This is a genomic window from Paenibacillus sinopodophylli (assembly GCF_005930355.1).
Lineage (GTDB): Bacteria > Bacillota > Bacilli > Paenibacillales > Paenibacillaceae > Pristimantibacillus > Pristimantibacillus sinopodophylli.
The window spans coordinates 104,599-130,180 of sequence record NZ_VDBO01000013.1; the positions used below are offsets into that span (position 1 = coordinate 104,599).

At 43.1% G+C, this 25,582-nt stretch carries 38 protein-coding genes; 33 read left to right on the forward strand and 5 right to left on the reverse strand.

Annotated features, from left to right (window positions below):
- Positions 1-2 precede the first annotated feature (2 nt).
- Positions 3-284, forward strand: a complete 282-nt coding sequence (gene groES, locus FGT79_RS26070; protein WP_054026679.1) for a co-chaperone GroES — start codon at positions 3-5, stop codon at positions 282-284.
- Between the two features lie 76 nt (positions 285-360).
- The gene (groL, locus tag FGT79_RS26075; protein WP_138755768.1) at positions 361-1,995 is read left to right on the forward strand and encodes a chaperonin GroEL; all 1,635 of its coding nucleotides are present in this window, start codon (positions 361-363) and stop codon (positions 1,993-1,995) included.
- 94 nt (positions 1,996-2,089) lie between these two features.
- Here the strand turns inward: groL and FGT79_RS26080 are convergent, their stop codons facing one another.
- Positions 2,090-3,286, reverse strand: coding sequence for a tyrosine-type recombinase/integrase (locus FGT79_RS26080; protein WP_138755769.1), 1,197 nt, complete (start codon positions 3,284-3,286; stop codon positions 2,090-2,092).
- Positions 3,287-3,324: 38 nt separating this feature from the next.
- On the reverse strand, positions 3,325-4,458 hold the full coding sequence (locus tag FGT79_RS26085) for a tetratricopeptide repeat protein (RefSeq protein ID WP_138755770.1): 1,134 nt from the start codon (positions 4,456-4,458) through the stop codon (positions 3,325-3,327).
- Positions 4,459-4,567: 109 nt separating this feature from the next.
- Between FGT79_RS26085 and FGT79_RS26090 the strand changes: the two genes are divergently transcribed.
- A complete protein-coding gene (locus tag FGT79_RS26090) occupies positions 4,568-4,837 on the forward strand; it encodes a LytTR family transcriptional regulator DNA-binding domain-containing protein (RefSeq protein ID WP_138755771.1) in 270 nt (89 codons plus the stop codon).
- A gap of 171 nt (positions 4,838-5,008) precedes the next feature.
- Here the strand turns inward: FGT79_RS26090 and FGT79_RS32670 are convergent, their stop codons facing one another.
- Together FGT79_RS32670 and FGT79_RS26100 are read right to left on the reverse strand one after the other, a co-directional pair.
- On the reverse strand, positions 5,009-5,239 hold the full coding sequence (locus tag FGT79_RS32670) for a helix-turn-helix domain-containing protein (protein ID WP_138755772.1): 231 nt from the start codon (positions 5,237-5,239) through the stop codon (positions 5,009-5,011).
- Positions 5,240-5,462: 223 nt separating this feature from the next.
- Entirely contained in the window at positions 5,463-5,807 is a 345-nt protein-coding gene (locus FGT79_RS26100) for a helix-turn-helix domain-containing protein (RefSeq protein WP_138755773.1), read from the reverse strand.
- A gap of 154 nt (positions 5,808-5,961) precedes the next feature.
- Here FGT79_RS26100 and FGT79_RS26105 point away from each other — a divergent pair, with 154 nt between their 5' ends.
- The 21 genes from FGT79_RS26105 to FGT79_RS26200 all read left to right on the forward strand — a co-directional run bounded on the left by FGT79_RS26105 (position 5,962) and on the right by FGT79_RS26200 (position 16,521).
- Positions 5,962-6,153 carry a helix-turn-helix transcriptional regulator gene (locus FGT79_RS26105; protein WP_138755774.1) on the forward strand — a complete coding sequence of 64 codons (192 nt, stop codon included), beginning with the start codon at positions 5,962-5,964 and terminating at the stop codon, positions 6,151-6,153.
- Between the two features lie 39 nt (positions 6,154-6,192).
- Positions 6,193-6,561, forward strand: a complete 369-nt coding sequence (locus FGT79_RS26110) for a DNA-binding protein (protein ID WP_425465047.1) — start codon at positions 6,193-6,195, stop codon at positions 6,559-6,561.
- Between the two features lie 162 nt (positions 6,562-6,723).
- Positions 6,724-6,975 carry a helix-turn-helix domain-containing protein gene (locus FGT79_RS26115; RefSeq protein ID WP_138755775.1) on the forward strand — a complete coding sequence of 84 codons (252 nt, stop codon included), beginning with the start codon at positions 6,724-6,726 and terminating at the stop codon, positions 6,973-6,975.
- A 14-nt stretch (positions 6,976-6,989) separates the two neighbouring features.
- Positions 6,990-7,169 (forward strand): hypothetical protein, encoded by a 180-nt coding sequence (locus FGT79_RS26120; RefSeq protein WP_138755776.1) that lies wholly within the window; start codon positions 6,990-6,992, stop codon positions 7,167-7,169.
- A gap of 58 nt (positions 7,170-7,227) precedes the next feature.
- Entirely contained in the window at positions 7,228-7,545 is a 318-nt protein-coding gene (locus FGT79_RS26125; RefSeq protein ID WP_138755777.1) for a hypothetical protein, read from the forward strand.
- Complete coding sequence (locus FGT79_RS32320; protein WP_281286023.1) at positions 7,542-7,673, forward strand: hypothetical protein; 132 nt, start codon at positions 7,542-7,544, stop codon at positions 7,671-7,673. The genes FGT79_RS26125 and FGT79_RS32320 overlap by 4 nt, the downstream gene beginning before the upstream one ends.
- A complete protein-coding gene (locus tag FGT79_RS26130) occupies positions 7,670-8,029 on the forward strand; it encodes a hypothetical protein (RefSeq protein WP_138755778.1) in 360 nt (119 codons plus the stop codon). Before FGT79_RS32320 ends, FGT79_RS26130 begins: the two co-directional genes overlap by 4 nt.
- A complete protein-coding gene (locus FGT79_RS26135) occupies positions 8,013-8,198 on the forward strand; it encodes a hypothetical protein (RefSeq protein WP_138755779.1) in 186 nt (61 codons plus the stop codon). Before FGT79_RS26130 ends, FGT79_RS26135 begins: the two co-directional genes overlap by 17 nt.
- Entirely contained in the window at positions 8,191-8,397 is a 207-nt protein-coding gene (locus FGT79_RS26140; protein ID WP_138755780.1) for a hypothetical protein, read from the forward strand. The genes FGT79_RS26135 and FGT79_RS26140 overlap by 8 nt, the downstream gene beginning before the upstream one ends.
- A gap of 129 nt (positions 8,398-8,526) precedes the next feature.
- Positions 8,527-8,847 carry a hypothetical protein gene (locus FGT79_RS26145; RefSeq protein ID WP_138755781.1) on the forward strand — a complete coding sequence of 107 codons (321 nt, stop codon included), beginning with the start codon at positions 8,527-8,529 and terminating at the stop codon, positions 8,845-8,847.
- Positions 8,848-8,862: 15 nt separating this feature from the next.
- The gene (locus tag FGT79_RS26150) at positions 8,863-9,831 is read left to right on the forward strand and encodes a DnaD domain-containing protein (protein ID WP_246096633.1); all 969 of its coding nucleotides are present in this window, start codon (positions 8,863-8,865) and stop codon (positions 9,829-9,831) included.
- Positions 9,832-9,835: 4 nt separating this feature from the next.
- Positions 9,836-10,102: a hypothetical protein gene (locus tag FGT79_RS26155; RefSeq protein ID WP_138755782.1), complete on the forward strand. Its 267-nt coding sequence runs from the start codon at positions 9,836-9,838 to the stop codon at positions 10,100-10,102.
- 22 nt (positions 10,103-10,124) lie between these two features.
- Positions 10,125-11,216 carry a DNA polymerase III subunit beta gene (gene dnaN / locus FGT79_RS26160; RefSeq protein WP_138755783.1) on the forward strand — a complete coding sequence of 364 codons (1,092 nt, stop codon included), beginning with the start codon at positions 10,125-10,127 and terminating at the stop codon, positions 11,214-11,216.
- Between the two features lie 131 nt (positions 11,217-11,347).
- Complete coding sequence (locus tag FGT79_RS26165; RefSeq protein WP_246096640.1) at positions 11,348-11,821, forward strand: DUF2538 family protein; 474 nt, start codon at positions 11,348-11,350, stop codon at positions 11,819-11,821.
- A 31-nt stretch (positions 11,822-11,852) separates the two neighbouring features.
- Complete coding sequence (locus FGT79_RS26170; RefSeq protein ID WP_138755785.1) at positions 11,853-12,308, forward strand: hypothetical protein; 456 nt, start codon at positions 11,853-11,855, stop codon at positions 12,306-12,308.
- Positions 12,309-12,337: 29 nt separating this feature from the next.
- Positions 12,338-12,730 carry a hypothetical protein gene (locus tag FGT79_RS26175; RefSeq protein ID WP_138755786.1) on the forward strand — a complete coding sequence of 131 codons (393 nt, stop codon included), beginning with the start codon at positions 12,338-12,340 and terminating at the stop codon, positions 12,728-12,730.
- A gap of 47 nt (positions 12,731-12,777) precedes the next feature.
- Positions 12,778-12,936, forward strand: coding sequence for a DUF3310 domain-containing protein (locus FGT79_RS32430; RefSeq protein ID WP_212758630.1), 159 nt, complete (start codon positions 12,778-12,780; stop codon positions 12,934-12,936).
- A gap of 147 nt (positions 12,937-13,083) precedes the next feature.
- Positions 13,084-13,479 carry a hypothetical protein gene (locus tag FGT79_RS26185; protein ID WP_138755787.1) on the forward strand — a complete coding sequence of 132 codons (396 nt, stop codon included), beginning with the start codon at positions 13,084-13,086 and terminating at the stop codon, positions 13,477-13,479.
- A 135-nt stretch (positions 13,480-13,614) separates the two neighbouring features.
- A complete protein-coding gene (locus tag FGT79_RS26190; RefSeq protein WP_138755788.1) occupies positions 13,615-14,952 on the forward strand; it encodes an AAA family ATPase in 1,338 nt (445 codons plus the stop codon).
- Positions 14,945-15,508: a hypothetical protein gene (locus FGT79_RS26195; RefSeq protein ID WP_138755789.1), complete on the forward strand. Its 564-nt coding sequence runs from the start codon at positions 14,945-14,947 to the stop codon at positions 15,506-15,508. The genes FGT79_RS26190 and FGT79_RS26195 overlap by 8 nt, the downstream gene beginning before the upstream one ends.
- Before the next feature lie 812 nt (positions 15,509-16,320).
- A complete protein-coding gene (locus FGT79_RS26200; protein WP_138755790.1) occupies positions 16,321-16,521 on the forward strand; it encodes a hypothetical protein in 201 nt (66 codons plus the stop codon).
- Here FGT79_RS26200 and FGT79_RS26205 read toward each other — a convergent pair.
- Positions 16,506-17,309: a DUF4393 domain-containing protein gene (locus FGT79_RS26205; protein ID WP_138755791.1), complete on the reverse strand. Its 804-nt coding sequence runs from the start codon at positions 17,307-17,309 to the stop codon at positions 16,506-16,508. The genes FGT79_RS26200 and FGT79_RS26205 overlap by 16 nt on opposite strands.
- Positions 17,310-17,507: 198 nt before the next feature.
- Here FGT79_RS26205 and FGT79_RS26210 point away from each other — a divergent pair, with 198 nt between their 5' ends.
- The 9 genes from FGT79_RS26210 (at position 17,508) to FGT79_RS26250 (ending at position 25,554) form a co-directional block, all read left to right on the forward strand.
- A complete protein-coding gene (locus FGT79_RS26210) occupies positions 17,508-18,065 on the forward strand; it encodes a tyrosine-type recombinase/integrase (protein ID WP_138755792.1) in 558 nt (185 codons plus the stop codon).
- A gap of 291 nt (positions 18,066-18,356) precedes the next feature.
- On the forward strand, positions 18,357-19,073 hold the full coding sequence (gene terS, locus FGT79_RS26215; protein WP_138755793.1) for a phage terminase small subunit: 717 nt from the start codon (positions 18,357-18,359) through the stop codon (positions 19,071-19,073).
- Positions 19,060-20,493: a terminase large subunit domain-containing protein gene (locus FGT79_RS26220; protein WP_138755794.1), complete on the forward strand. Its 1,434-nt coding sequence runs from the start codon at positions 19,060-19,062 to the stop codon at positions 20,491-20,493. The genes terS and FGT79_RS26220 overlap by 14 nt, the downstream gene beginning before the upstream one ends.
- Before the next feature lie 16 nt (positions 20,494-20,509).
- A complete protein-coding gene (locus FGT79_RS26225; RefSeq protein ID WP_138755795.1) occupies positions 20,510-21,847 on the forward strand; it encodes a phage portal protein in 1,338 nt (445 codons plus the stop codon).
- A gap of 46 nt (positions 21,848-21,893) precedes the next feature.
- Positions 21,894-22,931 (forward strand): 3-oxoacyl-ACP reductase, encoded by a 1,038-nt coding sequence (locus FGT79_RS26230; protein WP_138755796.1) that lies wholly within the window; start codon positions 21,894-21,896, stop codon positions 22,929-22,931.
- A 1-nt stretch (position 22,932) separates the two neighbouring features.
- Positions 22,933-23,934, forward strand: coding sequence for a hypothetical protein (locus FGT79_RS26235; protein WP_138755797.1), 1,002 nt, complete (start codon positions 22,933-22,935; stop codon positions 23,932-23,934).
- Positions 23,935-24,000: 66 nt separating this feature from the next.
- Positions 24,001-24,414, forward strand: coding sequence for a hypothetical protein (locus FGT79_RS26240; protein WP_138755798.1), 414 nt, complete (start codon positions 24,001-24,003; stop codon positions 24,412-24,414).
- Positions 24,411-24,977 (forward strand): hypothetical protein, encoded by a 567-nt coding sequence (locus tag FGT79_RS26245; protein ID WP_138755799.1) that lies wholly within the window; start codon positions 24,411-24,413, stop codon positions 24,975-24,977. The genes FGT79_RS26240 and FGT79_RS26245 overlap by 4 nt, the downstream gene beginning before the upstream one ends.
- A 61-nt stretch (positions 24,978-25,038) precedes the next feature.
- Positions 25,039-25,554: a hypothetical protein gene (locus FGT79_RS26250; RefSeq protein WP_246096634.1), complete on the forward strand. Its 516-nt coding sequence runs from the start codon at positions 25,039-25,041 to the stop codon at positions 25,552-25,554.
- Positions 25,555-25,582: the final 28 nt, after the last annotated feature.

Genomic DNA, 25,582 nt, shown 5'->3' on the forward strand with positions numbered 1-25,582 from the left:
CAATGATCAGACCTTTGGGTGAACGCGTATTGATCGAAGCAATCGCGAAGGAAGAAACAACCGCTAGCGGTATCGTATTGCCGGATTCGGCGAAAGAAAAGCCACAAGAAGGCAAAGTTATCGCAGTAGGCAGCGGTACGCTGAAAGATGGCGTTCGCATTGCTTTGGAAGTGAAAGAAGGCGACCGCGTTCTTTTCTCTAAATATGCAGGAACTGAAATCAAATACGAAGGCAAAGAGTATTTGATTATGAAAGAAAGCGAAATTCACGCGATTTTTGAATAGCAGCCCGAATAGGGTCACATAGAAGGCAAGACACGGAAAACATCGGTACTTAAACTATTTTGGGAGGTTTACGTTAATGGCTAAGGAAATTAAATTTAGTGAAGATGCTCGTCGCGCAATGCTGCGCGGAGTTGACGCTCTTGCAAATGCGGTTAAAGTTACACTAGGTCCAAAAGGCCGCAACGTTGTACTTGAGAAAAAATTCGGAAGCCCGCTTATCACGAACGATGGTGTATCCATTGCGAAAGAAATCGAGCTTGAAGATGCTTTTGAAAACATGGGTGCTCAACTTGTTAAAGAAGTAGCTACAAAAACAAATGACGTTGCTGGTGACGGTACAACTACCGCTACTGTTCTTGCACAAGCGATGATTCGCGAAGGCTTGAAAAACGTTACTGCGGGCGCTAACCCAATGGTTATCCGCAAAGGTATCGAGAAAGCCGTTAAAGCTGCTGTTGAAGAGCTTAAAGCGATCTCCAAACCAATTGAAGGCAAACAATCGATCGCACAAGTGGCTTCGATCTCATCTGCTGATGATGAAGTGGGCCAATTGATTGCAGAAGCTATGGAAAAAGTCGGCAACGACGGCGTTATCACTGTAGAAGAGTCGAAAGGCTTCGTTACAGAGCTTGAAGTTGTTGAAGGTATGCAATTCGACCGTGGTTATGTATCACCATACATGATTACTGATACGGACAAAATGGAAGCTATCCTTGACAACCCATACATCCTTATCACTGACAAAAAGATTACGAGCATTCAAGAGATCCTTCCGGTTCTTGAGAAAGTCGTTCAATCCGGCAAGCAATTGCTAATCATTGCTGAAGATGTAGAAGGCGAAGCGCAAGCGACTCTAGTCGTGAACAAACTTCGTGGAACATTCACTTGCGTAGCTGTTAAAGCTCCAGGCTTCGGCGACCGTCGCAAAGCAATGCTTCAAGATATCGCTGCTCTTACAGGCGGCCAAGTGATCACGGAAGAGCTAGGCCTTGAGCTCAAATCAACTGGCGTGGAATCCCTAGGTTCCGCTCGTCAAATCCGTATCACAAAAGAAACAACAATCATCGTTGACGGCAGCGGCAACTCCGCTGACATCGTTGCTCGCGTGAACCAAATCCGCGCTCAACTGGAAGAAACAACTTCCGACTTTGACCGTGAGAAGCTTCAAGAGCGTCTTGCAAAATTGTCTGGCGGCGTTGCTGTAATCAAAGTTGGCGCAGCTACAGAAACAGAATTGAAAGAGCGCAAGCTCCGCATCGAAGATGCCCTCAACTCCACTCGTGCAGCGGTTGAAGAAGGTATCGTATCGGGCGGCGGTACTGCCCTCATTAACGTATATAACGCAGTTGCTGCTGTTAAAGCAGAAGGCGACGAGCAAACAGGTGTAAACATCGTTCTTCGTTCCCTTGAAGAGCCGCTTCGCACAATCGCTGCGAACGCTGGTCAAGAAGGTTCCGTTATCGTTGAGCGTCTGAAAAACGAAAAAATCGGCGTAGGCTACAACGCTGCTACTGGAACATGGGTAAACATGTTCGAAGCTGGTATCGTTGACCCTGCTAAAGTAACACGTTCTGCGCTTCAAAACGCAGCTTCCGTTGCGGCGATGTTCCTGACAACTGAAGCAGTTGTTGCTGACAAACCAGAGCCTAAAGGCGCTGGCGGCGGCATACCTGATATGGGCGGTATGGGTGGCATGGGCGGCATGATGTAATAACATCATCAAAAACCTTATATCATCAGTGTTTAGAGGACCTTTAGGGGTCCTCTTTTCTTATAAGGTAACGAAAAGGTAACATTTCTTGCACTTAGAACTGTAAAATCTCTTGAAAATGTGTATTTACCTTGTCAGCCGCATCGCTTTTCATCTTATCTGTAACATGTGTGTAGATAGTGAGCGTAGTCTTCATATCGTCGTGTCCAACCCGTTTCATGATGGTTGTGATATCGACACCAGCCTCGGCCATCATGCTTATGTGTGTGTGTCGGAAAATGTGAGGTGTTGCTTTTTTGGTGATGGATGTTTTATCTAAGATGCGCTGCATCCTGTTTATGATACTCTTCTGAATGTAAGGCGTGCCGTTTTCGCGGCAAAAAATAAAATCATCATCAGTTCGGTCGTCTGTAAGCTCTTTGACCGCTTGTTTAAGAACTTTGTATTCAGAGTGTAACTCTTTAAGCGCTGTAATGATCTTGTCGTTTACGTCGACCGTACGAATCGCCGCAGCCGTCTTTGGAGGAGTTATCTCAAACTCGATCATATTGTTGTTCGGGTTATATAATGTCTTTGTAATTCTGATCGTGTTGCGTTCAAAATCAACATCAGTCCATTTCAACGCACACAATTCGCCGGAACGCATACCGGTAAAAGCTAAAAGATAGAAGCGCTCCACGTCGTATTCCAAGCCGTGCGCCTTAACCGCTTCTAAAAACTCCGTGATTTCTTTTCGTTCTAGATAACCGTCCTCAATTGGATTTCGTTCAATATCTTCAACAGTTAAGACTCTCGACGGAATCACAGCACCAGAGCAAGGGTTGTCCTTGATATATTTTTCTTTCAGCGCGTACTTCATGATCATTCCGGCAGTGACATGTACGCCCTCCACAGTCGATCTGGCGCGGCCTTTGTCGCTCAGGTCGTTCAATATGCGTTGATAACCTTTGGTAGATATCTTGTCTATATTTGTTTTTGCCATATACTCATCAAGTGTGCTGATTTCATTTTTTCTCACTCTGATAGTACTGTTCTTTTTGCCCCTGGAGTATTCCCCAAGCCAATCCTGAGCAACTATTTCGAAAGTGATGGCTTTCAATTTTTTTTCATTGATCCCGCGCTCTACTAGTAAATCTACCGCTTGCTTAACGCGTGCACTAGCTTCTTTCTTGCTGTCACCTCGGCGTTTGATTTGAGTTCGTTTTCCTGTAACAGGATCAGGAGGACCATCTCCAATGCAAATCCACTTGAAGCCTTGTTTGTTATTGGATTCTATTTTTTCGAAGTACATAGCGCTCCTCCTGTGCGTCAAAATATAGTTAAGAGTAACTATTGTTGGATTGCCGTGACGATTCCATCTTCAAAATAAATGTACTCGGATAAGCTATATACCCATTGTTCATTTGTTCCATACTTAGTTATTGTTTTATTTATATCTTTCGGGGTTCCCCATTTAGAATTCTTGACTTCTTGTTTGGTCATTCCAATCGCAGGAAATGGTTTTTCGATCACAACTTCTTCTTTAGGCAATTCCGCGTTTTCCTTTGTTTTAGTATATTCAATTACCGAATCACCAGTCCTTGCGGTCATTTTAGAAGTTTCCTGACTTATGGAATATGTCGTATTGAGAAAACTTAAATCATCACCCTCAATGTTGACGGTTGCGATATTACTCCACCCAGAAGAGTAGACAAATCCAATGTTTAAATCTTTGAAAATTAACCTATCTTTTCTGGGGGTACTTTCCCACTGCCCCCAAAATTTTTCTAATGTTGATATCTTTCGCAAGTATTCATTGGCGTCTTTGTGATTTTTAGCCTTGTTGAAATACATTTTTGATTCAATTGTATTATATTTGTTGTACTGGCGCTTACCTTCTAAATAACTCACTTCAATAAGTAGAGCGTCTGAATCTTCATAATTGGTCGTGAGCGAGAACGCGCTAATGGCTTCTGGATATCTTTTTGCAAGCATGTGATCCTTTCCTAATTGATAATTAGCTTTCGTGATTAAATTGATACTGTCTTCGTAATCTTCCATTTCAACTAACAACGCAATAGCATCTTGATATCTGCCTTTATCTAATAAGTACTTTCCTTGTAAATACTGCGTTTTGATAGCCATTCTTTCGCTGTCTTTAAAACTACCTAGTGACAAGAACGCCTGCGAGGCTTCTGTATATTTTTCATTTTTCATTAGTGAGGCAGCTTCGGAATATTCAAAGTAAGGGTTTAAAAAATATTTTCCAAGTGATATCAATACAGATAACGCCACAATTAACAAAATAGCATATACAAGTATGAGTTGTCTTTTTGGCATTTTTTCTCTTTGTAACAATACCAATTCTTTAGGGGAATCGTTTAATGTAAGAGGGGGAGGCACAGGTAATTCAACCTTTGCACCACAAAAATTACAAAATTTACTTTCATAAGCAATGACTTCGGCACAATTTTTACATTTCAATTGAGTTCACCTAGTAAGTGATCCGTATCGGTTACGGTATTTGCTGGAGATCGTTTGAATAAGTTTTAAATAAGTCGGGTATAACAGCCTTAGGTGATGAAATGATGAAATGGACATATTAATGGTGAAGATTGAGAATAGAAGAATTGTCATTCGTACTATGGATGAAGAAATTACAGGTACTTTATTAGAACAAGTTGAGAGAGTACTACAGCCATTTGGATTCGTGAAAATTGATCAAAGCAAGCTGGTGGATATTTTTAAAGCTGACAAACTGAATGGCAATACGCTAACTTTTTTGAACACTGAATTGACATGCCAAGTTTCACGCCGAAACATCCGGAACGTCAATTACAAAATTCGACAAAAACAAACGTGAGTTGACGATAAGAATCCCGCTAAATACCGAATGTGTTACACATTCGGTATTCTTTGCATGTCAAAAAACGACAACATTTTGCGACAATACATGATACATTAGTGATATCGAAGGTGCGGCATCATAAAACTACAAGTTCTATTGTAGTTTTACTTCGGATCGGGAGAGATTTCACTCTCCGAGCTTGCTATTGACCAAAATCCAATCGTATAAGCTTTCTGGATTTACCTCCAAGGCTCTTGCGATATTAACGGCAGTTGAATATCCCATGGTAGTCCGGTTATTTATGTAATCAGAAATCTGAGTCTCTGGCATACATACTTTCTCCGCTAACCAACGTTGAGTTTTCTTTTGCCGATAAAGGATTTGTCTGAGCAAGCAACGATCCGGTTCATACCGCATCGTTTTACTCCTTGTATAAATAATAATAGTTGAAGTCTTGAATAAGAACAAGCGTTCGTATAGAATGAGGGAACAAACTCATAGAATCTGCTTGTCACAACTACAAAAAAGTGGGTGTCAGATATTGAATGAAAGCAGCATTGATGATATCGATAAAATTATTAGAGATTTTATTTCGGCAACAGGAAGATCCGACATCAAGAAGGATATTTTAAGAGACGGCTTACTTCTTATGTTGATTGATTGCAACAACCTCTATGACCTTCTTGATCATCTCGAATGTATCCGTGTCGCCAAGATCTAAGTTGTTTTGTTCCAACAAATCCTTGAGTTTATTGAGAATAGGATCATGCTTCTCGATATCATCAGCTTTACCCAGCAAATACGAGGGTGGACACCCCATTACTTCAGATAACTTAATGAGCATTTCTCTATCGGGCTCTGTCCTATCATACTCCCAGTTTGAATAGGTGCTATGCCCCTTCAAACCTAAGCGTTTTGCAACTTCCTTTAAAGTCCACCCTTTAGCAGCACGCATTTTCTTTAGACGTTTCCCTAAGGAATCCACGTAAAATCACCTTCCTTATTTCAATTTTACACATTTTGAACAATGCGTAAAAGATCTTAGCTAAAACAACGAAAAATCGGTTGACTTACACGTATTGTGCAACTATAATCAAAGTACGAGTTACACAAAATAGCTAAAAACGAGGTGAACTACTATGAGCACTCTAAGAGATATTCGAAAGAAGAAAGGCATATCAATGACCTATCTCGCCCAGAAATTAGGCTACTCGCACGCTAGCGGATATTGCAATATAGAAAGTGGAAGAACAAAAATTAAACTAAACCAAGCAACGATTATCGCGAGGGAGCTTGGGGTCTCTGTTGAGGAAATATCAAAAGCCGTTTAATCTCGCTTGTTATTTACACATAATAGCTAAAAGGAGGGGTTGGACATAAGTCAGCTATTTTCGGTTAACCTCGACTTTTCTCAATTGGAAAAAGTCATAAGAGATTCTATTGGTGATTTATTCGCTCAACACTTAAAACAGATGCAACAAGCACAACAAGCACCTCAAGTAGAAGTGATCAGTTTGCCTCCGTTGTTAACTAAAACGGATTTGAAAAAGTTTCTGGATATTGGGGATACGAAAGCTTCTGAATTACTGAACCGTCCAGATTTTCCGGTGTGCAGGGAGCTTGGGCATCCAAGAGTGCCTACTGCACTTTTAATGCGATGGATCGAGCAACACACTGAATGGACAGGCGCGAATGCTGGTGATGGTTGGCCTGGTAATCGTAGGCATGGAGTTGCTTAAAAAACGCCCGACATCCTAATTACAGATGTCGGGCTAGGTAAGGGGAACGTTGGAAACCAAAAGCAACAACGGTATAGCTGTATTATAGGACGAATTATCCGGTGTGAGATTCCAACTAGGAATATATTCCAAATTGGAATATTGAAAGGAGGGGAGAAAGGAATGACCGCCGGAACGATCTTGAAACATTGTAGGGAAAAGGCTGGGATCAGCCAAGTAAAGCTAGCTAGGTTATTGAACCGGACACAATCAAGCATAAGCAAGCTTGAAAAAGATCAAAACCCAGTAGATACGGATACTTTTAGGGATTGGACAAGAATCACTAATCAAATGGAAGCTGGTATCGCGTTTCTGTATGGAGTTGATCCAGCAGCGGTTTTACAAACGATACTGCAGGTATCAGGAGCAGCTTAAAGGGAGGTATACATATGAGCTCAGAAACAAGATGGAGAATTTACGAACTAATGCGCATGCGCTGGCAGCTACTTAATCGCCCAGGCAATGCAGATCCATTCGTAATTCCAGCAGCAGTAGATTTTCTATCGTCAGAGATCGAGGGTATGAAAAACGACCATTTCGGATTAGGGCCCGTAATGATCGCGCAATAAAAAATAAATGTTACCGCCATTATAGCACATAATCGGCGGTCGGCAAGGGGTAGTTCAAATGAGCGTAACGTTCACGGAGATTAAATTGCCACAAGCACCGGTGGAGCTGCAAGAAAAAATCAGCGAATACGGGCTTCACGGCTACGATCTACTTGTTATCCAACAAACGAACTTTACAATTGCAGAGGGTGTGATTTTCACATCTCTTCTATCTAACGGGAAAGAACACGTTATTTTAAAATTTGACGTATGGTACTCAGGTTCGCGAATGACAGCAAAATCATTTTTTGATTGTGATATCGCGTGGATGTTGATGTATTCACCTTTGCTCCAAGGTATAGCTTCGGATTCCCCTTCAAGGAGCGTGTCTGCATGAGTAAGCGCGCTTACGTAACGGCGAACAAAGGTTTCGTTAGCGAGGAGATGGAGTGGATTCGAGCGTTGTGCTACGCCTTCCAGCTCAAGCAGCTAGGCAATGTCAATGTGAAGGTAAACAAGATATGAATCTCTCGCTTCAATTTAACCCAGCGCGTAAGCCGAGCAAGCGACCTCGTACTAAACCGACACAGCGGCAGCTAGGCGCAATCAGTGCTCAGGTAGACAAAGATCTTAAAGAGAGGTCAAACGGCATGTGTGAGGTAAGAGAACACTGCCAAGGGGTTATGGCAACTGAACGAGCTCACACAACAGGCAGACGTATTATTCCTCATAAAACGACAGTGGATGATTTGTTTCATGCCTGCAAGCATTGTCACATTTGGTTGGACGAGCAGCCTGAGGGGATACGATTCAAACGAACGGTGCGTAAGATCGGCACAACAGCATATTTGAGGGGGTTAAGGCATGCAGAAGCGCCTTGAAGTAATCCTTGGCCGACCACTTACACCTGAGGAGTCCAGTCACGTTAAGTGGCTGGAAGGATGGGACTATGACACTCGCATTGCTGCAGAATCGATTTACATAGCCTTTTTTAGAGCAGGGCAAATGGATATATACAATGTCGTGAAGGAGAGAGTGGACAATGCGTAGCGGTTGGCGTACGAGGTCACATTTTAAAATGGGTCTAAGCAGAGACGGCGGGAAGACATGGACGCAAGAAGTTGTAAACGTAAGAGAACTCAGTCCCGAACAGGGCAGCGTAGAGGTCGGAGATATATTTTGGTTTAGGAAAAGTCAGTTTGTCGTTGAGATCCATGGCGGCAAGCTGACTGCAATAGCAATACGATAAAGGCGATTGCCTCTATCGTCGGGCGTCCTGAGCGTCAGCTGAGGGCCTCCGACGATGCAGAGCAAGTAGAGCATCATTGCTCTTTGACAACTTCATATCTTTACAAATCTGAGGGAAGAGAGGTGCAGAGTGCAAGTAGATTTACTTTCAGATCCATTGCCCGAGCAAAAGTTTGATAGCCACCGTTGGCGTAAGCTTTTTATGCTCATTGTCATGCACGTAAAGGACCGCGAGCTGGCTTATACACTGCTTTGTCGTATGCACAGCATACGCTCCATAGGTACGGTATTACGCCGTGACATGCACGGTCTAAAATTTGTGCCGTTGCTCGATCCCGAGGGAGCATGGCCGGATATGGCATTTTATGACGATATCAAACAGCGGTATTTATTGCCGTATGCAGCCGAGCTTAAACATCTCATCGGGCTCGTAGCGGAACAGACAGAATAGAAAGGAGGGTGCACTTTGGCTTGGATAGAGAGTCACCAAGAACTAGCGAGGCATCCGAAAACGAAGCGTTTATCGCGGAAGTTGGGTGTAACTGTTCCGACAGTTGTCGGTCACTTACATATGCTATGGTGGTGGGCTGTTGATTACGCTCAAGACGGTAATATCTCCGATTATGATCCCGAGGACATAGCGGAAGCGATAGACTGGCCGACAGACAAGGCGGACAACCTCCTGCAAGCCCTTGTTGACGCGGGTTTTGTCGATAAAGTGGAACGTTGCGTGACCATTCATGATTGGTTTGATTACGCAGGACGTTTGGTAGACAACCGCGAGAAGAACAAGGAAAGGAAGCGGAAGTCACGCGAGAATATAAAAAAAGGCAAAGAGAGTCACGCAAATGTCACAAGTGACACAAGCGTGACTCTTGGTGACGGGTCAAACGGTCACGGGGCTACAGTACCTAACCAGACCTTACCTTACCTAACCAGACCTAACCCTACCCAACAAGACCAAACCAACACCATACAAGAGCAGAGCGGCAAACCGCCTGCTGGTGGTATTGATCCTAATTATAATCCATTTCGTCTTTTTGAAGCAGAAGGATTTGGAACAATCAGTTCTGTAACTGCCGATAAGATCAATTGTTACATCGACGACTTCGGAGAACGTTGGGTATGTGAAGCTATGAAAATAGCGGTTGTTGCTGGGAAGCGAAATTTGACTTATGTGAACGGGATTCTAAAAAAATTCAAATCCGAGGGTGTTGATGATCCTTGGAATGCGGAGCGAAAGCCCGGAGCCAGTCAATCAAGTTCGCGTTCTGGCAAACCCAGGATTGATATCGTGCCGGAAGAACAGGCAAAAACAGAAATGAGCGAAGTTGAGCTTCGAGAAATACACAATCTAGCAAGGAAGATGGAAAACAAGCCACCTTTAACGGATGCTGAATTTCAAGAAATCCTTCGCGAGAGCGGAAAGGAATGATTCAATGACCAGACCCAAGAAAGAGCGGAAAGTAATCGTTTGCGACGAACTGGATTTTTCGTGGCACAAAGAGCAGACGGTAGTGCTGCTACGACTACACAAGGAAGGAAAGAACATCCAGCAAATAGCAAGTCGTTTCCGCCGCCCGAAAGAAGAGATCCTTATAGCACTCATAGGTTTATTACCACAGCACGAACTAGCAGAAATGCTCAGAGATTGCTGGGGCGTAAAGAATAATGACAAGCCCAAGAAATTTGAGTGCATAGATTAACTAGCTCAGAGAGGAGATCCTGATGAAATTTGTAATACACCGAAATGTGTTGCTTGCCCCTTTGTCTCAAGCTGCGGAAGCAGCAGACGGAAAAAGCAATCTGGCGCTTATTAACGGAGTGTACATTGAAGCTTCTGAAAACGGGCTGCGGCTTGTTGGAACGGATACAAAATTAACGATTGAGAGTGTGGTACCAACCTCGGATGTGGAGATTCTGCAAGCCGGTCATGTTGTGTTAGTGGCGAAATCAGTAGTTGAAATCATTAAGAAGATGCCGGATGGCTTGATGCGAGTAGAGCTGATTGGCTCGAAAATTCGATTCATATCAGGAAAATCCAAGCTCGAGATGTCAGGTACGGACGTAATAGGCAGCCCTTATCCAGCGATTCCCGAAGGCGATGCAATTACGCTTGATTGGGAAACGTTTAAAAAAATGCTGACACAATGTTCCTACGCCATTTCGAAGAGCGAGACGGAACCCATTCTAATGGGGATCAGAACAGAGACGCGAAACGGAAGACTGCTGCTGACGGGATGTGACCGCACTCGGCTTGCAATCGTTTCTGAACCAGTTGATTTCGAGATACCACAATCCGTCATCATATCCGGCATTCACTTGCGGAAGATCAGGAATCTGTTCAGCAACGGCAATGTCAAGCTCATAATCACCAACAACAAAGCAATCTTTCATACGGACAAGCTTGCAGCTTATATCCAGATCCTTGACGGAAAGTATCCTCCTGTCGATCGCCTTATTGATCCGAGCAATGCGACTAAAATCATTATCCCTACGCAAACTTTGATCGGCTCTATTGAACGCGCACGGATCACATCGGATTCAGACAAAATATTCGTCAACATCTCCAGCCAAGAAATAAACATCTCCAGCCACAACGACTCCGGCGGAGCTGCTGACGAATCAATTCCTTTGGATCGGTTCGAGGGAGAGGAAATGCGAATGGCGATTAATTCGGAACACATCCTCGAAGCGCTTAAAGCGATTGAAGATGAGGAAGTAACAATTCGCATCATCGGCTTAAAACAACCTTTAATCATTTCAAACGGTGATGAGGACTTTGGAGTTCACGTCATCACTCAATTACTGAGCAGATAGGAGGGTTGCACATGCAGGAGCAAGTGGTATTTGAGCAAATCGTCATGGAAATTGTTGACGGACAACTTGTTGTTCAAGAGCCTGAACCGAGCGACTCCACAAACAGATAGAGAGGGTGCGTTAAATTGGATATGAACAATGTTAAAAAATCAACTAAAGAACAACCAGGAAAGCCGACTCAACATGGCATGACACTGGGAGATGTTTGGTTTTCTTCCAAACAACACGGAGTAAATTTCACTCAGCTGCTAGAAAAGTTTAATTGCTTTAAGAATCCAGAGTACGCTGCAGCTTGCTATATTGTTTCTCATCCTGAAATATTTCATAGAATCGACTGGAACAAATCAAGCGGACCGATCGGTTGGTATTGGGGTGAGTGGATTGGCGATGATGAAAATGGCTATTGGACGGAATCAACTATAGTCGGACAACTATCCAGTTCATACCGCGGTTTAGTCCAATCTGTTGTAGAGTTATATACCGGCAGTAAACATTACTTTGATCTAGCAAGCTGGCTAGACAATGCTGGCGATGAAGTATATAAGCTATTTGTACAGTCCTTAGGTATTCGCAGGGATCGTTTCGTGATTGATGTATCTGAATGAATATTGAGGAACTTGAAAGGATGAAGTCAATATGGGTAGCCAATTAAGAGTTACATTCTCACGCTTGGATCAAGGCCTAATAGAAGGACTTGAAAGGCAGATTACCGAGCGGCTGGATAAGGATTTGGATTCAGACGTCCTACAAATGTTTGAATATCTCATCATGAGTCGCGATGTCGCTTGGGATCATATAGAGCAACAACAGAGGGAGATAGAGAAGCTGAAACACGAACTCTTCAACGCAAAGTCGTTGCGCGATTTTGCAGTTAAACACGCTAACGAGTCGAGGTCTCTCAATCAAGAAGAGAAAGGGCATGGACCTATCGTTATTCATCAAAATGAAGACGGATCAGTACAATTGCGAGATAACTTAACGCGCTTCTGGTGCGCATGTGGGCAGCCGGCAGTTGAGCATTTTGAAAACGAGCTTCCGCAATATCGTTTTCAGTGTATAAAACATGCACACGAAACAAGGAACGCAGGCTGAATCTTAATGAACATGAAGGAGGAAGGGAAATGTTAAAAGTTAGGGATTTAGTCGAAGTAGTGAAGCCGTTCTATTGGCTCCGTGATGAGCAGTTTGAAATCGGAGAAAGGTTCATTTTCGAAGCACAGCATGTTGGGCACGGTTTTGAAGCGTGGGTTAAAAAGGTTGATGATAAAGTCTTCGTTTATCGATTATGTAAGTGCGATTCGGTCGCTGCTCGGTCACTGGAAGAGGCGTTACAGTGGTACAAGGATACGACAGGTGTACCTGATGATGAGCTATATAGCTCTGAGGAAATAGAAGTTTTGTCGTTTGACTATGAAGTATACGACGAGGATAGGAAAGGGTTAATGTCCATCCAACAAATCATAGACCAGCATTGGAGTGGAGAGCCTTTCATCGCTTGTTCTACAGAATGGTAGACGCGAGCAGATTTGGAAATTAAGAAACAAGAGAGAGGGTGATTGCAATGAGCAACCCTGTAGACCATCCAGTACACTATACATCGGGAAATATAGAGTGCATAGATGCGATTGAGTCAGCGATCTCTAACTTGAGTGGGATCGAGGCAGCTTGCACAGCGAATGCAATAAAGTATCTATGGCGCTGGAAGCAAAAAACGGAGTAGAGGATTTGAAGAAGGCGCAATGGTACATTAATCATCTAATCGTAGGCATAGAAAAATAAAAAAGCCTCCGGCATCAGTTGGGTAACGGGCGCCGGAGGACTTCTGCAATCACTCATCTTCCATTATAACATAAAGGGGATGAGGGGAATGTTGGCAATGGCAATGGACTGGTATGGTGAACAGATAGAATTATTTCCGAAAGCCACTAAATCCGAATTAAAGATAGCAAAAGCAGCACTATCGAGGTATCGCCGTATGAAATCGGTTGTTAATGATTTCGAAACAAAAGGGATCGATTCACTTGCACCAAAGCAAGCAGGCTATTACAATGCCTATAAAGTAAGCGTGGGGATCATCGAGCGAGCAGTCAACCTAATCCAAGATGTCGATGTTAAGCGCATAATCGACGTTAGGTATATTAAAGGGCAGCCTCACCATGTGACTGTTGCGAGGTTCGAGTTTTGGCATCCTTCAACTGTGGATCGGAAAATTAATCGAGGTATCGAATCGGTTGCAAATACAATTAAACTTTGGGAAATCTGAAATTATATTAGTTTGCTCAATAGACATAAAAAAGAGATGCACAAAAAACATAGGAAAGGTTTTTGCTTGTAACCAAAAAATGTATGTCTAAATATAGAATTTTATATTATATTTGTAACAAGGAGATGGTGTAATATGGCAAGAATACCTAGGCAGAAAAGAATATTGAAAAGTGAAGTAAAAGGAATAGTGTCGATTAGAATAAGGGGTTTCAAATCGTTTTTAAAAGAAAGTCACATATCAATTAAGCCATTGACAATTTTAGCAGGATCAAATAGTTCAGGAAAATCCAGTATTTTTCAACCCATTTTATTAATGAAACAAACATTGGATGAAAGCTATGATCCTGGTGCGCTTCAATTAAATGGACCGAATGTAAAGTTTTCGAGTTCCTCCCAAATAATAAGCATGGGATCTGAAAGCGCAGAGTTTTTTGTTGAAGTTGAAAATGGAAGCGGAGAGAAAGTTGGTATTACATATATCAAACGAGAGGAGAGTAAAGCGGGTTTTGAAATAAAGAATATGAAGATAAAGCAAGGAAAAACAAACATAAAACTTGAGGAATCAATGAATGAAGCAGATGTAGTCAGTGCAATGAAAGAAGTGAGAGGTGATGGTTTTCAATATTACTATAATAAAGATCTTACACCTACTATAGTACGCAATAGATGTTTTCTTGATATCGGTTTATATGACAAGGAAGAAAATGGGTATATATTATACCAACAAAGAACAACTTTCCTAATTGAAAGAAACATCAGGAATATAATGCATCTTCCTGGGTTAAGAGGTAACCCAGAAAGAAATTATCCTGTTACAGCAGTTGATTTTGAAAGAATGAATTTTTCAGGTACTTTTGAAAAATATGTTGCAAGCATTATAGCTCAGTGGAAAGATACTCAAAATGTCGTAATGTTAAATGTATTGAAAATTAATCTAAAAAAATTAGGCTTAGCCAAAAATATAGACACAAAGTACATTAATGATACGGAGATTGCAATATACGTAAGTCGGAGTAATTCTAGTGATGATGATGATATCGTCAGTATAGCTGATGTAGGATTGGGACTCTCTCAAACGTTACCTATACTAGTCGCACTTCAAGTTGCTAAGGAAGGTCAAATTGTTTATATAGAGCAACCTGAAATACATTTGCATCCTCGCGCCCAGTATGAATTAGCAACGATATTTTCTGACGCTATCGCTAGAGGTGTGAAAATCGTAGCGGAGACACATAGTTCTGTGTTTTTAAGAGGAATTCAAACATTGGTTGCTTCTAAAGAAATTCCACAAGAAAAAGTAAAACTACATTGGTTTTTAAGAGATTCCCAAACAGGATATTCATTTGTCGAAAGTGCTGATTTAGACGATACTGGGAGTTTTGGAGAATGGCCAGAAGATTTTGACGACACAAACTTGACAGCAGAGGCAAATTATTTAAATGCTGTTGAAAAGAGGCTTCTTGGTGAGTAAAAAAGTATTTGATATTGTTATTGATGCTTCAGTTGCTCGTTCAGCAGGTGAAACAATTCACCCCATTTCAAAGAGTTGTAGAGATTTCTTAGAGGATTTTCGTTCTAGTAAAAATATTCTAGTGATGTCAAAGACTATTTTTGCTGAATGGAAAAAACATCAGTCTAGATTTTCATCGACCTGGAGAAACAATATTATTGCAAGTAAACGATTGAAGGTTATAGATGATATTGAATATGAACAAATTAGGACGACTATAGACAAGTATGCTCCAAATGATAAGGCTAAAGATGCAATATTAAAAGATGTTCATCTAGTAGAAGCAGCAATACAGACCGATGAAATAATAATCTCTTGTGATAATAAAATGAGAGTATTACTGTATAATCTTACCTCAAAATGCGGTGACTTAAAGAATATAGTTTGGGTGAATCCAGTCAATCCATACGAATCAGCCTCGGAATGGATACAAAATGGATGCCCAAAAGACCAAGAAAGAAAATTACTACACTTTATGGATAGCGTTGCAGCAACAAGTCAAAGAGATCATGAATGATAAAAATTAATCCTACTGTTTTTATTTTAAAATTTGCGTGTAATTCACGTGAAATCAGCGTCAAAAATAAGAGTGCCCAAAAGGTACAGTAATGACAAGGAGTTAAACACTCCCGATCATAACTGTACCTTTTTTTATTTAGTAGTCCTTTGAAAACTGGATAGGTCGTGCGAAAAGGCGATAGCCAAAGTAGCTGGGGACAGTAGGCGCGGTATCTGTCAGCAGACAGAGGTTCAGATTCCTCTCCCTAAGAAGCGACTCTAAATAATTCGATAATCCTCCATTCATCCATCCCTATGGCTCATTGGAAGATTATCGAAACAAAGAAAGGCGGCGATCCGGTTGAGGTTTACAAGACGATTACCCACGGTAAGCGACAGCAAACAACAACCGGCTAAATGCCGCGGCTGTCCATGGGGCAGGCAAGAGGGATTGAAACAATTCTGCAGCAGAGTGAGGTGTGTGAAGAATGTACCAATGGATAGAGAGGTTCGCAAGAAAGCTCCAGCCATACATGGACGTCCTGCCTCCTCGTAATCGCAGAGAACGCCGTCACGGCAGACAACAGTGACAAGCGCATAGCGCTTCACATATAAAGCAGCCCTGCACTGTTGGGTAGCACCCAAAACTATGATGAGGAGGCACCTCCATCCTAGTAACACACTTTGCAGGGCAAACAAAAAGAGCCGCAGGCGTTCTTCGCCATACGACTCTTCGACCGATGCTTTCGGATTTAGAATTATATTATCATAATTATCATAAATGTAGAATAGGCAGATGAATTTTTAATATAAATAATTGAGGTGATGTTATTGAAACCGACTATAGACAATCTTGAACTAAGAATTCAGGAGCTTGAATTAGGAATGGAGAAACTAAAGGTTGATATTGAAAATGCCATTCAATTCATGACTAATAATTTCTCGAATCAACTCCAAATTGTCATGGAAGAGTATAAAAAAAGCTTAAAAAAAGAAACAATTGAGTTCATTAATAATTACAAACAACATTGAACAAAGTGGTTCCCGAAACTCGTGAAACCCCAAACGGATTCATTGAAGTGAATTGCTCTATCTTTAAAGAAAGGGTGATCAGGGGTCTTAATTGCTAATTCGTGTAAATGTTTGTACAAATCATGATTTTTTATCGAATCATACTGGCTTTTGTCTATAAATGAAGTTGTATGATCAGTGAATACGATGCCTAATCGTTTAATATTATCTATTGAAGCAGAATAGTGATCCATGTTATCGATATCCATTTCAGGAAAAGGAAAAAAATTCTTAATCCAATCCTGACCTCCTTTACTAGGATCGGTATGGTTTAGTCTTATTTTACCAAAACCTACTGGTCGATTATTATAAAGAAATAGAAGTGTTTTAGCATCTAGAGGTGATAGTTGTTTAATAATTTCCACAAACGCTGAATGAGCTATATTATTATTATTTTGGGTCATTGATGAAGATATTAACTTCACAAACATTGATCTAATATCAGTATCTTCAATGTGATATTTTGATGCTTCTAATGCTGGACCTACAATATTTAAAGGTGGCTCAGTTAACTGGTCGACTGGTATTTTTAAAATCTCGGATTCTAACTCTGACTTAAATACACTTATATCATGTTCTTTTTTTATTTTTGCTTTTTCAATAGGTGAGAAGATAAGGTAAAACAAGTTTCCAAAGCCTTCACCTATTTGTTTTGCTGCTGGTTCTAGGGCAGATGTTGTTATAGATTGTGGTAATTGAAATGTGTTTACATTTTCTATTGAGTTATTTTCCTCGATTATGGAAATCACGTCCTTCGTTAGTGTTTATATACACATTTAATACATTCGATGTATTAGGAGGAAAGTCCTGCCTATTGTCGAAATGCGATAATCATCAAATAGAAAATTGACTTCCTTGATGGATGCTATTTTTGTATTTGATGAGATTGTATTGATTTCTTCTATATCAAGACCCGAAGTCATTGAGAATATAAGCGAGGTGGTGATATGAATGTCGTCCAGCCGATCCGTGACCAAGCAGTCATAGACGGTGTTAAGCATTACTTGCGGTTTCGCAGCATGCGTGATTATCTATATTTCTGCATGGGCATATACAGCGGCTTACGTGTATCAGATTTACTTTTACTTCGTGCAGGCATGGTTAGAGGTACACATGTTCAAATGACTGAAAAAAAGAATGCTCACGATAAATTATTCATCATCCATCCATCAATCCGAAATGATTTACATCATTTCATCAAGGATATGGCAGATGATGATTTTTTATTTCAGAGCCGCCAAGTAAAAAAGAAAGTCAGGCTCAGAAAACAACCCATTCATCGTAGCACGGCGTACCGAATGCTTAACAAAGCTGCTAGAGAATTTAGGCTGAAGGACATTGGCTGCCACACTCTCAGAAAAACATGGGGATATCAGTTGTACATCAAGGACCCAACCAAATTAGCGTTACTAATGAAGATGTACGGACACAGCGATCCGATGATCACTTTAGACTATATTGGTATGACGCAAGACATGATGGACGAGGCAATTTCGAGCTTATGAGGCTTTTGAGTGCATCATAACTAGAGTGGTTTTGCACTCATTTTCAGAAAGCAGAATAAACCCTTGACAGCACTAGAAAAACCATGTTTTCGCGAGTGCAACACAAGTATGATTATGATTCACTCTAGAACCAGATATTAGGAGAATACAGGGATTTAAGAGTTCATCCTCATCATCGGTTTTAAGGCAGAAAATCCGTTCAAAAGCGTTACCAATGGAGCTGGAGCGTTCCATTCCAACTCGAATACTAAAAATACACCTATATTACGCCATCGGAGGTGGTGATGATGCTTGTCTAGAAGCCGAAGCAATAACCGAGCAGAAGCGCTGAAAATATGGATTAAGAGCGGCCGTGAAAAGAAGCTATCCGACATTGCGGAAGAGTTGGGAATCAGCGCTTCGCTTATACGGAAATGGAAGTTTCTCGATAAGTGGGACGAAATTCCTGTTAAGCGGAAACGCGGAGCTCAGCCGGGCAATAAGAATTCAGTTGGCAATATCGGTGGCGCTGGAGGTCCAGAAGGTAACGACCACGCGATGAAGCATGGCTACTACGCAAAGTACCTCCCAGACGCTGTATTGCAGATCGTTCAGGAGATTCATGATTCCGATCCGCTTGAGATGATATGGAATAATATCATACTCTTACAAGCGAAGCTGCTTCACGGTCAACGAATCACTCATGTCGCTGATAAGGACGACACGACTAAAGAGTTGAAAAGAGAGAAGCCGAGCGAGTGGGGAACGGAAGAAGAATGGGAACTTCAATTCGCACACGATAAACATGCGAATGCATCAAAGGCAGATGTGTTGGTTATGCGTGAACTGCGTAGCGCCATTCGTCAATTCCTTGCGGCAGCTCCTGAGAACGACGAGCGCCGCGCTAAGCTGGAGCTTATGAACGCAAAGATCGAGCATACAAAGCTTCAAGTGGACGATTTGAAGAATGGTGACAAGGATACGCCTACTGAGATCAGCGTGAAGAGGTGGGGCCATGCCAAGCAGTAATGCACTGGAGCTTGATCCTTTCGCTGATTGGACGCCACATGCTAAGCAAATCGAGGTTATGGAGAGTGAAGCGCGAAACAACGTCCTTAATTGCGGCCGTCGTGGCGGCAAGACGAATGTGGGAGCTCGCAAGTTCTTTGATTTTATTCTGGCTGATATCGAAAGAGGCAAAGGGCTGCCGTTCAGGCCGCCGAAGAATCTCAAGAAGATGAAGAAGCCGAAACCACGGCTTGAATACTGGTGTGTATCACCAACCTACGCCATGTCAGAGATTCAGCAAGAGGAGCTAAGCGCAACAATTCCTGAGGATATGATCGAGAAGTGGGACATATCCAAGAATCGCGTATGGCTTAAGGGATTCATTCTGATACAGTTCAAGTCAGCCGACAAACCTAAGACGCTTGTTGGTAAAGGTTTGGATGGTGTGTGGTTGGATGAAGCATCAAAGATGAAGCCGGAGACATGGTCCGGTTATTTGTCGTATGCACTGGCAGATAAAGGCGGATGGTCGATATGGACAACAACGCCCGAGGGTATTAACTGGTTTGCAGAGGAGATCGTACTCAAAGGGCAGTTTATCGATGCGGGCTTAGAGGAAAGCCAGTATCAAAATGACCCTGATTGGCGTAACTTCTATTGGTCTTCCATGGACAATCCAATACCGGAGCTCCAGAAGAATATACAGAAGATGATCGATACGTATCCAGAGCGTTATGTGGATCGGGAGATACGAGCAAAGTTCAACGTGTTCCATGGTCAAGTATATGATGAGTTCAAGCGAGGCGCACACGTTGTGAGCATGCGGTGCTTAGATCAGTCAACACAATTGTACGAGGTTACGTATCCGAATGGAGCGGTTAAGGATCTGACTTTTGACCGATTCATAGGCGGCATGGACCATGGTTGGAATGATCCTGCTGTTCTTCTTGTCATCGGGTGTGCTGGTGAGGAATATTACATCGTTGATGAAAGCTATGAGCAGCATGTGAATGTGCTAATAGTAGACAATCAAGGCACGATTGAGGATTGCTTAGTGAAGCGGTACCGGACATTACATGATAAGTACCGCTTTGACGTCATATGGGCCGATCCATCTGAGCCAGAGTATATAAGCACGTATCAAAAGTACGAGCTACCCGTTCGGGCTGCGGATAATACGATTGGACCTGGCATCAAAGAAGTATCCAGTCTTTATAAGGTGAAGGGTGACGGTAGACCTAATCTTTACGTTAATGGTTCTTGTCTCAATGAGATCAAAGAGACGGAGAATTACAAGTGGAAGGAAAGGAAGAAAGACGGCCAACAACTTGAAGAACCGGAAGACAAGAACAACCACACGCAAGACTCTAAGCGTTATGCCCTCTACAACGAACGTAAGGCAGACGGCAATGGGTACTCATTTGGTACGTTATCTATCTAGGAGGAGGTGAGAGAATTTGGGTGTTAGACAGTGGGTATTATCTTGGCTCGAAGCAGGCCGCACAAAAAACGAACCCGATCGAAATACGGATGTATATCCTTATCACTATGCAGGCAAAGGGAACAAACAATCAACGCCGAAGCGAACGCCAGCTAACTTGCGAACGCTTAGCGAGTCACCAATACCGCGCCGAGCTATTAACGTAATTAAGTCAGGCATTACGAAACTCAACTGGTCGGTAGCGGCCATTGACGAGAAAGATGCCGAGAAGTACGCAGAGCTCTGCAAGATCATAGAGAATACGTTGCTCAGACCGAATCCGGCAGATACCTTCCGATCATGGTTAGAGCAGACTGTTGAGGATATGCTCGTATGCAGCGCGGGAGCTACTGAAATATTGAAGGCTGGCAACATGCTACGACCATTCCGTATGTATCCCGTAGACGCATTTAGCGTTGAGTTGTATCCCGAATGGGACGGTAAGCCTGATTCCTATCGTTATGCGCAGCGTGCTAACGGCAGATACATTCACTTAAACTCTGGTGAGATGATGTATGTCCGAATGAATCCGCGAACAAATACGCCGTTCGGCCTTGCACCACTTGAAACGGTATGGGAATCGGTGAACAACTTCATCGATACGCATCGTGCAGCTGGCAAACAAACGAAGAACCCGTTTCTAAGAAAGCTGTTGAATCTTGGAAAGAGTACTGATTCAAAGGCTGTAGCTGCATTCCAAGCGTATTGGAAAAATGAAGTAGTTGGTCAAGGGCAGGTACCGATTGTAGGCGGATTCGAAGGAACATCCGTTATGGACCTTGGCGCAACTGACGACAAGGCTTTATACATCGAGTGGCAGCGCTTCTTGATTGAAATCATCGCCATCGCCTTTGACATATCGCCTAAGAAGCTAGGGCAGACAAAGGACGTTAACCGCAGCACAGCGGACAGCGAGGATGAGGATACTGAATCAACGGTGCAATCGATCGCGGAGAACATCGTCGAGCATATCAATAATCACATCATCGACGGTATATTCAAGATGGGCGGCAAGATTGAGTTCAAATTCCACTACGCGACCAGCTTGAAGGACCAGAAGACGAAAGCGGATATTGATGCAATCTATATCGATCGCAGAGTGCTCACAGCTGATGAGGTTAGGGACGGCCTAGCACGCAAGGCTTTGCCTAACCAGCACGGCGAGGTGCTTTTGCAGCCAAGCAACACTAATGTCGTTGATATAAACAAAACGAGGGATGAGATCGATGAGGAAGCGGCAGCGAAGACAAAGGCAAATCCGCAAGACCCTCCTGAGCCTGATGACGATAACCGCAATAATGATGACGCCGCTTAAAGAGTAGGCGTTTTTATTTTGCCCTTGGAGGAGGTGAGAATAAAGAATGTTGGCCACATTGAAGTTCAGCAAGGCGAGCATGCGCGTTCAAGATTTCAAAATGTCGGATGTCGGGACCCACCCGAACAAGGCGCCTTTCAAATGTGCATTGTTTAAAGTGGACGAACCTTCAGACGGTTCGCCAGGCGGTGCAGGCGGGAAGAAGATCCGCATATCATCTCAAGTGTGTGACAAGAATCTACAAACATTTGTAGGCATGGCACTGAATATCGATTACGCAAACGGTATGGCTGATCACGATCCACGATTTAAAGTGGCAGTCATCGAAAAGGCGTACCGATCATTGGATGGGTACGCTTGGGTTGACGGCTATATCTATGCTAAGGACTTCCCCGATGTTGTAGCGACGATCCGCTACTATAACGGACTCGCCGCCGAACAAAACTGGAGCGAATATCAATTTGGGGCTTCACTCGAAATGGAAGCATCTGTTCAAGATGCGGAAGAAGGCGTATTGGAAGTCATTGAGTTTTGCGGTACCGGCGCAGCGATTTTGTTTGCTGAAGCCGCTGCATATAAAACAACTAGCTTCGCAGCTAAAAACCAAACAAAGGAGGCTGTCGATATGACACCCGAACAAGTAAAAGCAATGCAAGATGCTCTAGCTGCTGTTACAGCAGGCATGACAACTCTTACAGCAAGTGTGCAAACCATCGCAACCGATGTAGGAGCGCTTAAAACGGATGTAGAATCCGTAAAAACAGCAAGTGGAACAGCTGCTGCTAAAACAGATGAAGAAGTTAAAGCAACTGAATTGAAAGCGGCGCAAGACAAGTTGACAATCTTGGAACAGGAAATCGCTACTCTAAAGGCGGGCAGCACTAAGCCGGACGAGCCTGCTCGTAAAACGATCTCAGCTTCTCAGCTGTTGTCCAAGCATGGAGGCGGTAATTTCGCGGCAGGTGAAGAACCGGATATTCAAACGTTTTGCGCAGCTGTAGACAAGTTGAATCTATCGTCCGCCGATTCTATTAAATTAAAAATGCAAGCTAGAGCAGAGCTCGGCGCAAAGGAGAGTGTATAAGATGAGTAACGCAGTGGGTCAAGCACATTCCATTGATGTATCAGCAGCTACGCAGTTTCAAGGCCCTGGGGCTATTATTGTCGATGATTTTCAAAAGGAAATAACAGATGCACTCCGTAGAAACTCAGTTCTCGATGCACGTTTGAATTACGTCCCGGCAACGGGTGATATTTCAACGTACTACGAGCAAAACACAATAAACGGAGGAGCATCTGTTGATCCTCGTAATCCTAGCTCCAATCCCACAAGTAACCCGCGTAACTCACGCGGTGTTAAAGTCAAAGCAACGACAAACCAGGTTAACTTTGGGCACTACGATCTTATCATGGGGCAACAGCAAGCAAATTTTCCTGAACTAAAAGCTAAAGACCTTAACGACATGTTAAATGGCATTGGTCTTCACCACGGCAGAATGCTATGGAGGGGAACAGATACGAATTTGGCAACTCCCACAACGTTGCAATATGTGGGGCTATCCAAGCAAATTACGAATACGTTTATCGTCTCGCTTGCTGCTTCGATTGTATCGGCGATTTGTGCAAAAGTAGCTGCGATGGTTTCTAGTGAAACCTATGAACTGATGCCTACCGCAGTTTATATTCATCCTTTGGCGCATCATTACCTAGTGGAAGAAGAAAAACTCGCTGCATTTAATTCAACACATATTAGCAATCTCACGAAGACAACCATCGCCGGTCTTACTGTTCCAGCCGTACAAACGGCAGCTGGTGTTCTTCCGTTGATCCCTGAACCATTCATGCCATCGGTAGTAAACGCAACTCGTCCAGAAAACACAGATTACGGCGTAGCCATCGTTACAGAGCCAATGATTGAATATCACTATGTAGGTGAGAAAGGGATGTATCTCTTCCAGCTTGGGACAACTGGAAACCTGCAAGAGCAGTATGTGGGTATCAAGTACGGAGCACCGGTTGCTAAAGGCCCGAGTTATGCACATGCATACGGAACGATTGAGCGTCCAACCATTGCTCCAATCGGTTAATTAAAGATTTGAGCACTGAGACGGTCATATGACCGTCTATTTCGTTTTAAGAGAGGAGGCGTACAAATGTCTACGAGTAAACTAAAGAAGCTGTCAGCGTCTATTGAGAGCGCGAGAGCATTGGTTGCAATTGTAGTAATTGGGAATGAACCCACAAATTACTCACAAGAAGCTGTTGACAACTTTTATACGGCTATTGAGGAAGCGGAAAAGATAACGGCCGAAGAGTCGCCGGAAGGAAAATCTGTTGAAGATGCGCAAATTATGCTTCAGACAGCAGAAGAAACCTTTAGATCTACGGAAGTTCCTCTGCCAGAAGAACAGAAAACAAAAATAGTGCAATTAATCGGGACGGATAGCGAGCGTACCGGGTCGCACTCTTTACATCATGGGAAAATCATTATTAATTTTAAGGATGGCGCGGCCGAATTATCGCCTGAATTAGCTGATAAGCTCATTGAGGACGGTTATGCCGAATGAGTCAGTATCTGACAACAGAGGATACAATCTATGTATCGGATGGAATTCAGCTCACAATTCCGTTAATTATCCGAGCATCTGCGCTTATTGACGGTTATTGTAAGCGAGAAATCGGGGTTAAGGCATATACAGAGCGCATTCCGCTCACATATGAGCAGCGTGGGCATTTAACCTATGCCCCTATCGTCGATGTGTTGGAGGCAAGCGGACGCGTAATGACGGGACTGATGGGTAACTTTTTCGGAGCACCTGGATTTGAACCAATCGTCGATTTAAGCGTTATCGATATCGACAAACGTCTTGGCACGTTATGGTGCGGATCATCTCCATTTGGATCTGCATACACGGAGCTGGAAATAGGCTACACAAGCGGTTGGGCAGAAATTCCCGATAAGGTTAAGGCAGCCTGCGGGCTGCTCGTCAATCAACTAGCTAGTAACCCGAACTCAAATGTGAAGTCAAAGAAAGATTTTGATTTCAGCATTGAGTATTTTGGCAACAGCATGCTCACACCGGAGATAGCGGACCTACTGTCCGAATACAAGCTCCGATCGTTTAGGTAGGTGATCAGGTATGTTCAATGACTTCTCTCATCGTCACACGCCGTGCACTATAAACGGAGAAGTGGAAAGGGTAATCTTATCCCGTGAAACGAAAGCAACGACTGTAATGGGCAAGGAGTACGTCTACAATGGTCTCTTTGCTCCATCGTCAGCGGTGGAGCTTGGCGATCTTGTTCAGACAGACGTCAACTTCATGGTGCTGACCATGAGACAGACGGTCGAGCGGGACAAATACTGCTCGTTGCTTAAGACAAATGCAGCAGTTGATATCCAGCGATATGGCCGCGAATTCGATGGGAATTATAACCCAATCGGCAAGCCGAAGTTTTTAACCGTCCAAGCTGAGGTGGTCTGCTTCGCACAATATGTAACTGGAGCGTTGAGGCAGGACGAGCCCGGCTTACTCGAGACAACGAAGTATGTGCTTGTCTTGGAAACGAGTGCGAATATAGAGCGGCCGCAAGACAACACGCCAGACAGGATACTGTTAGACGGCAGGCCGTATCAAGTCGATGTAGTGGACGGCACGAAATACCCGAACCTCCTACACATACAGCTCTCGGAGGATACGCGATGACATTCGGAATCAAGGGCTATAATCATGC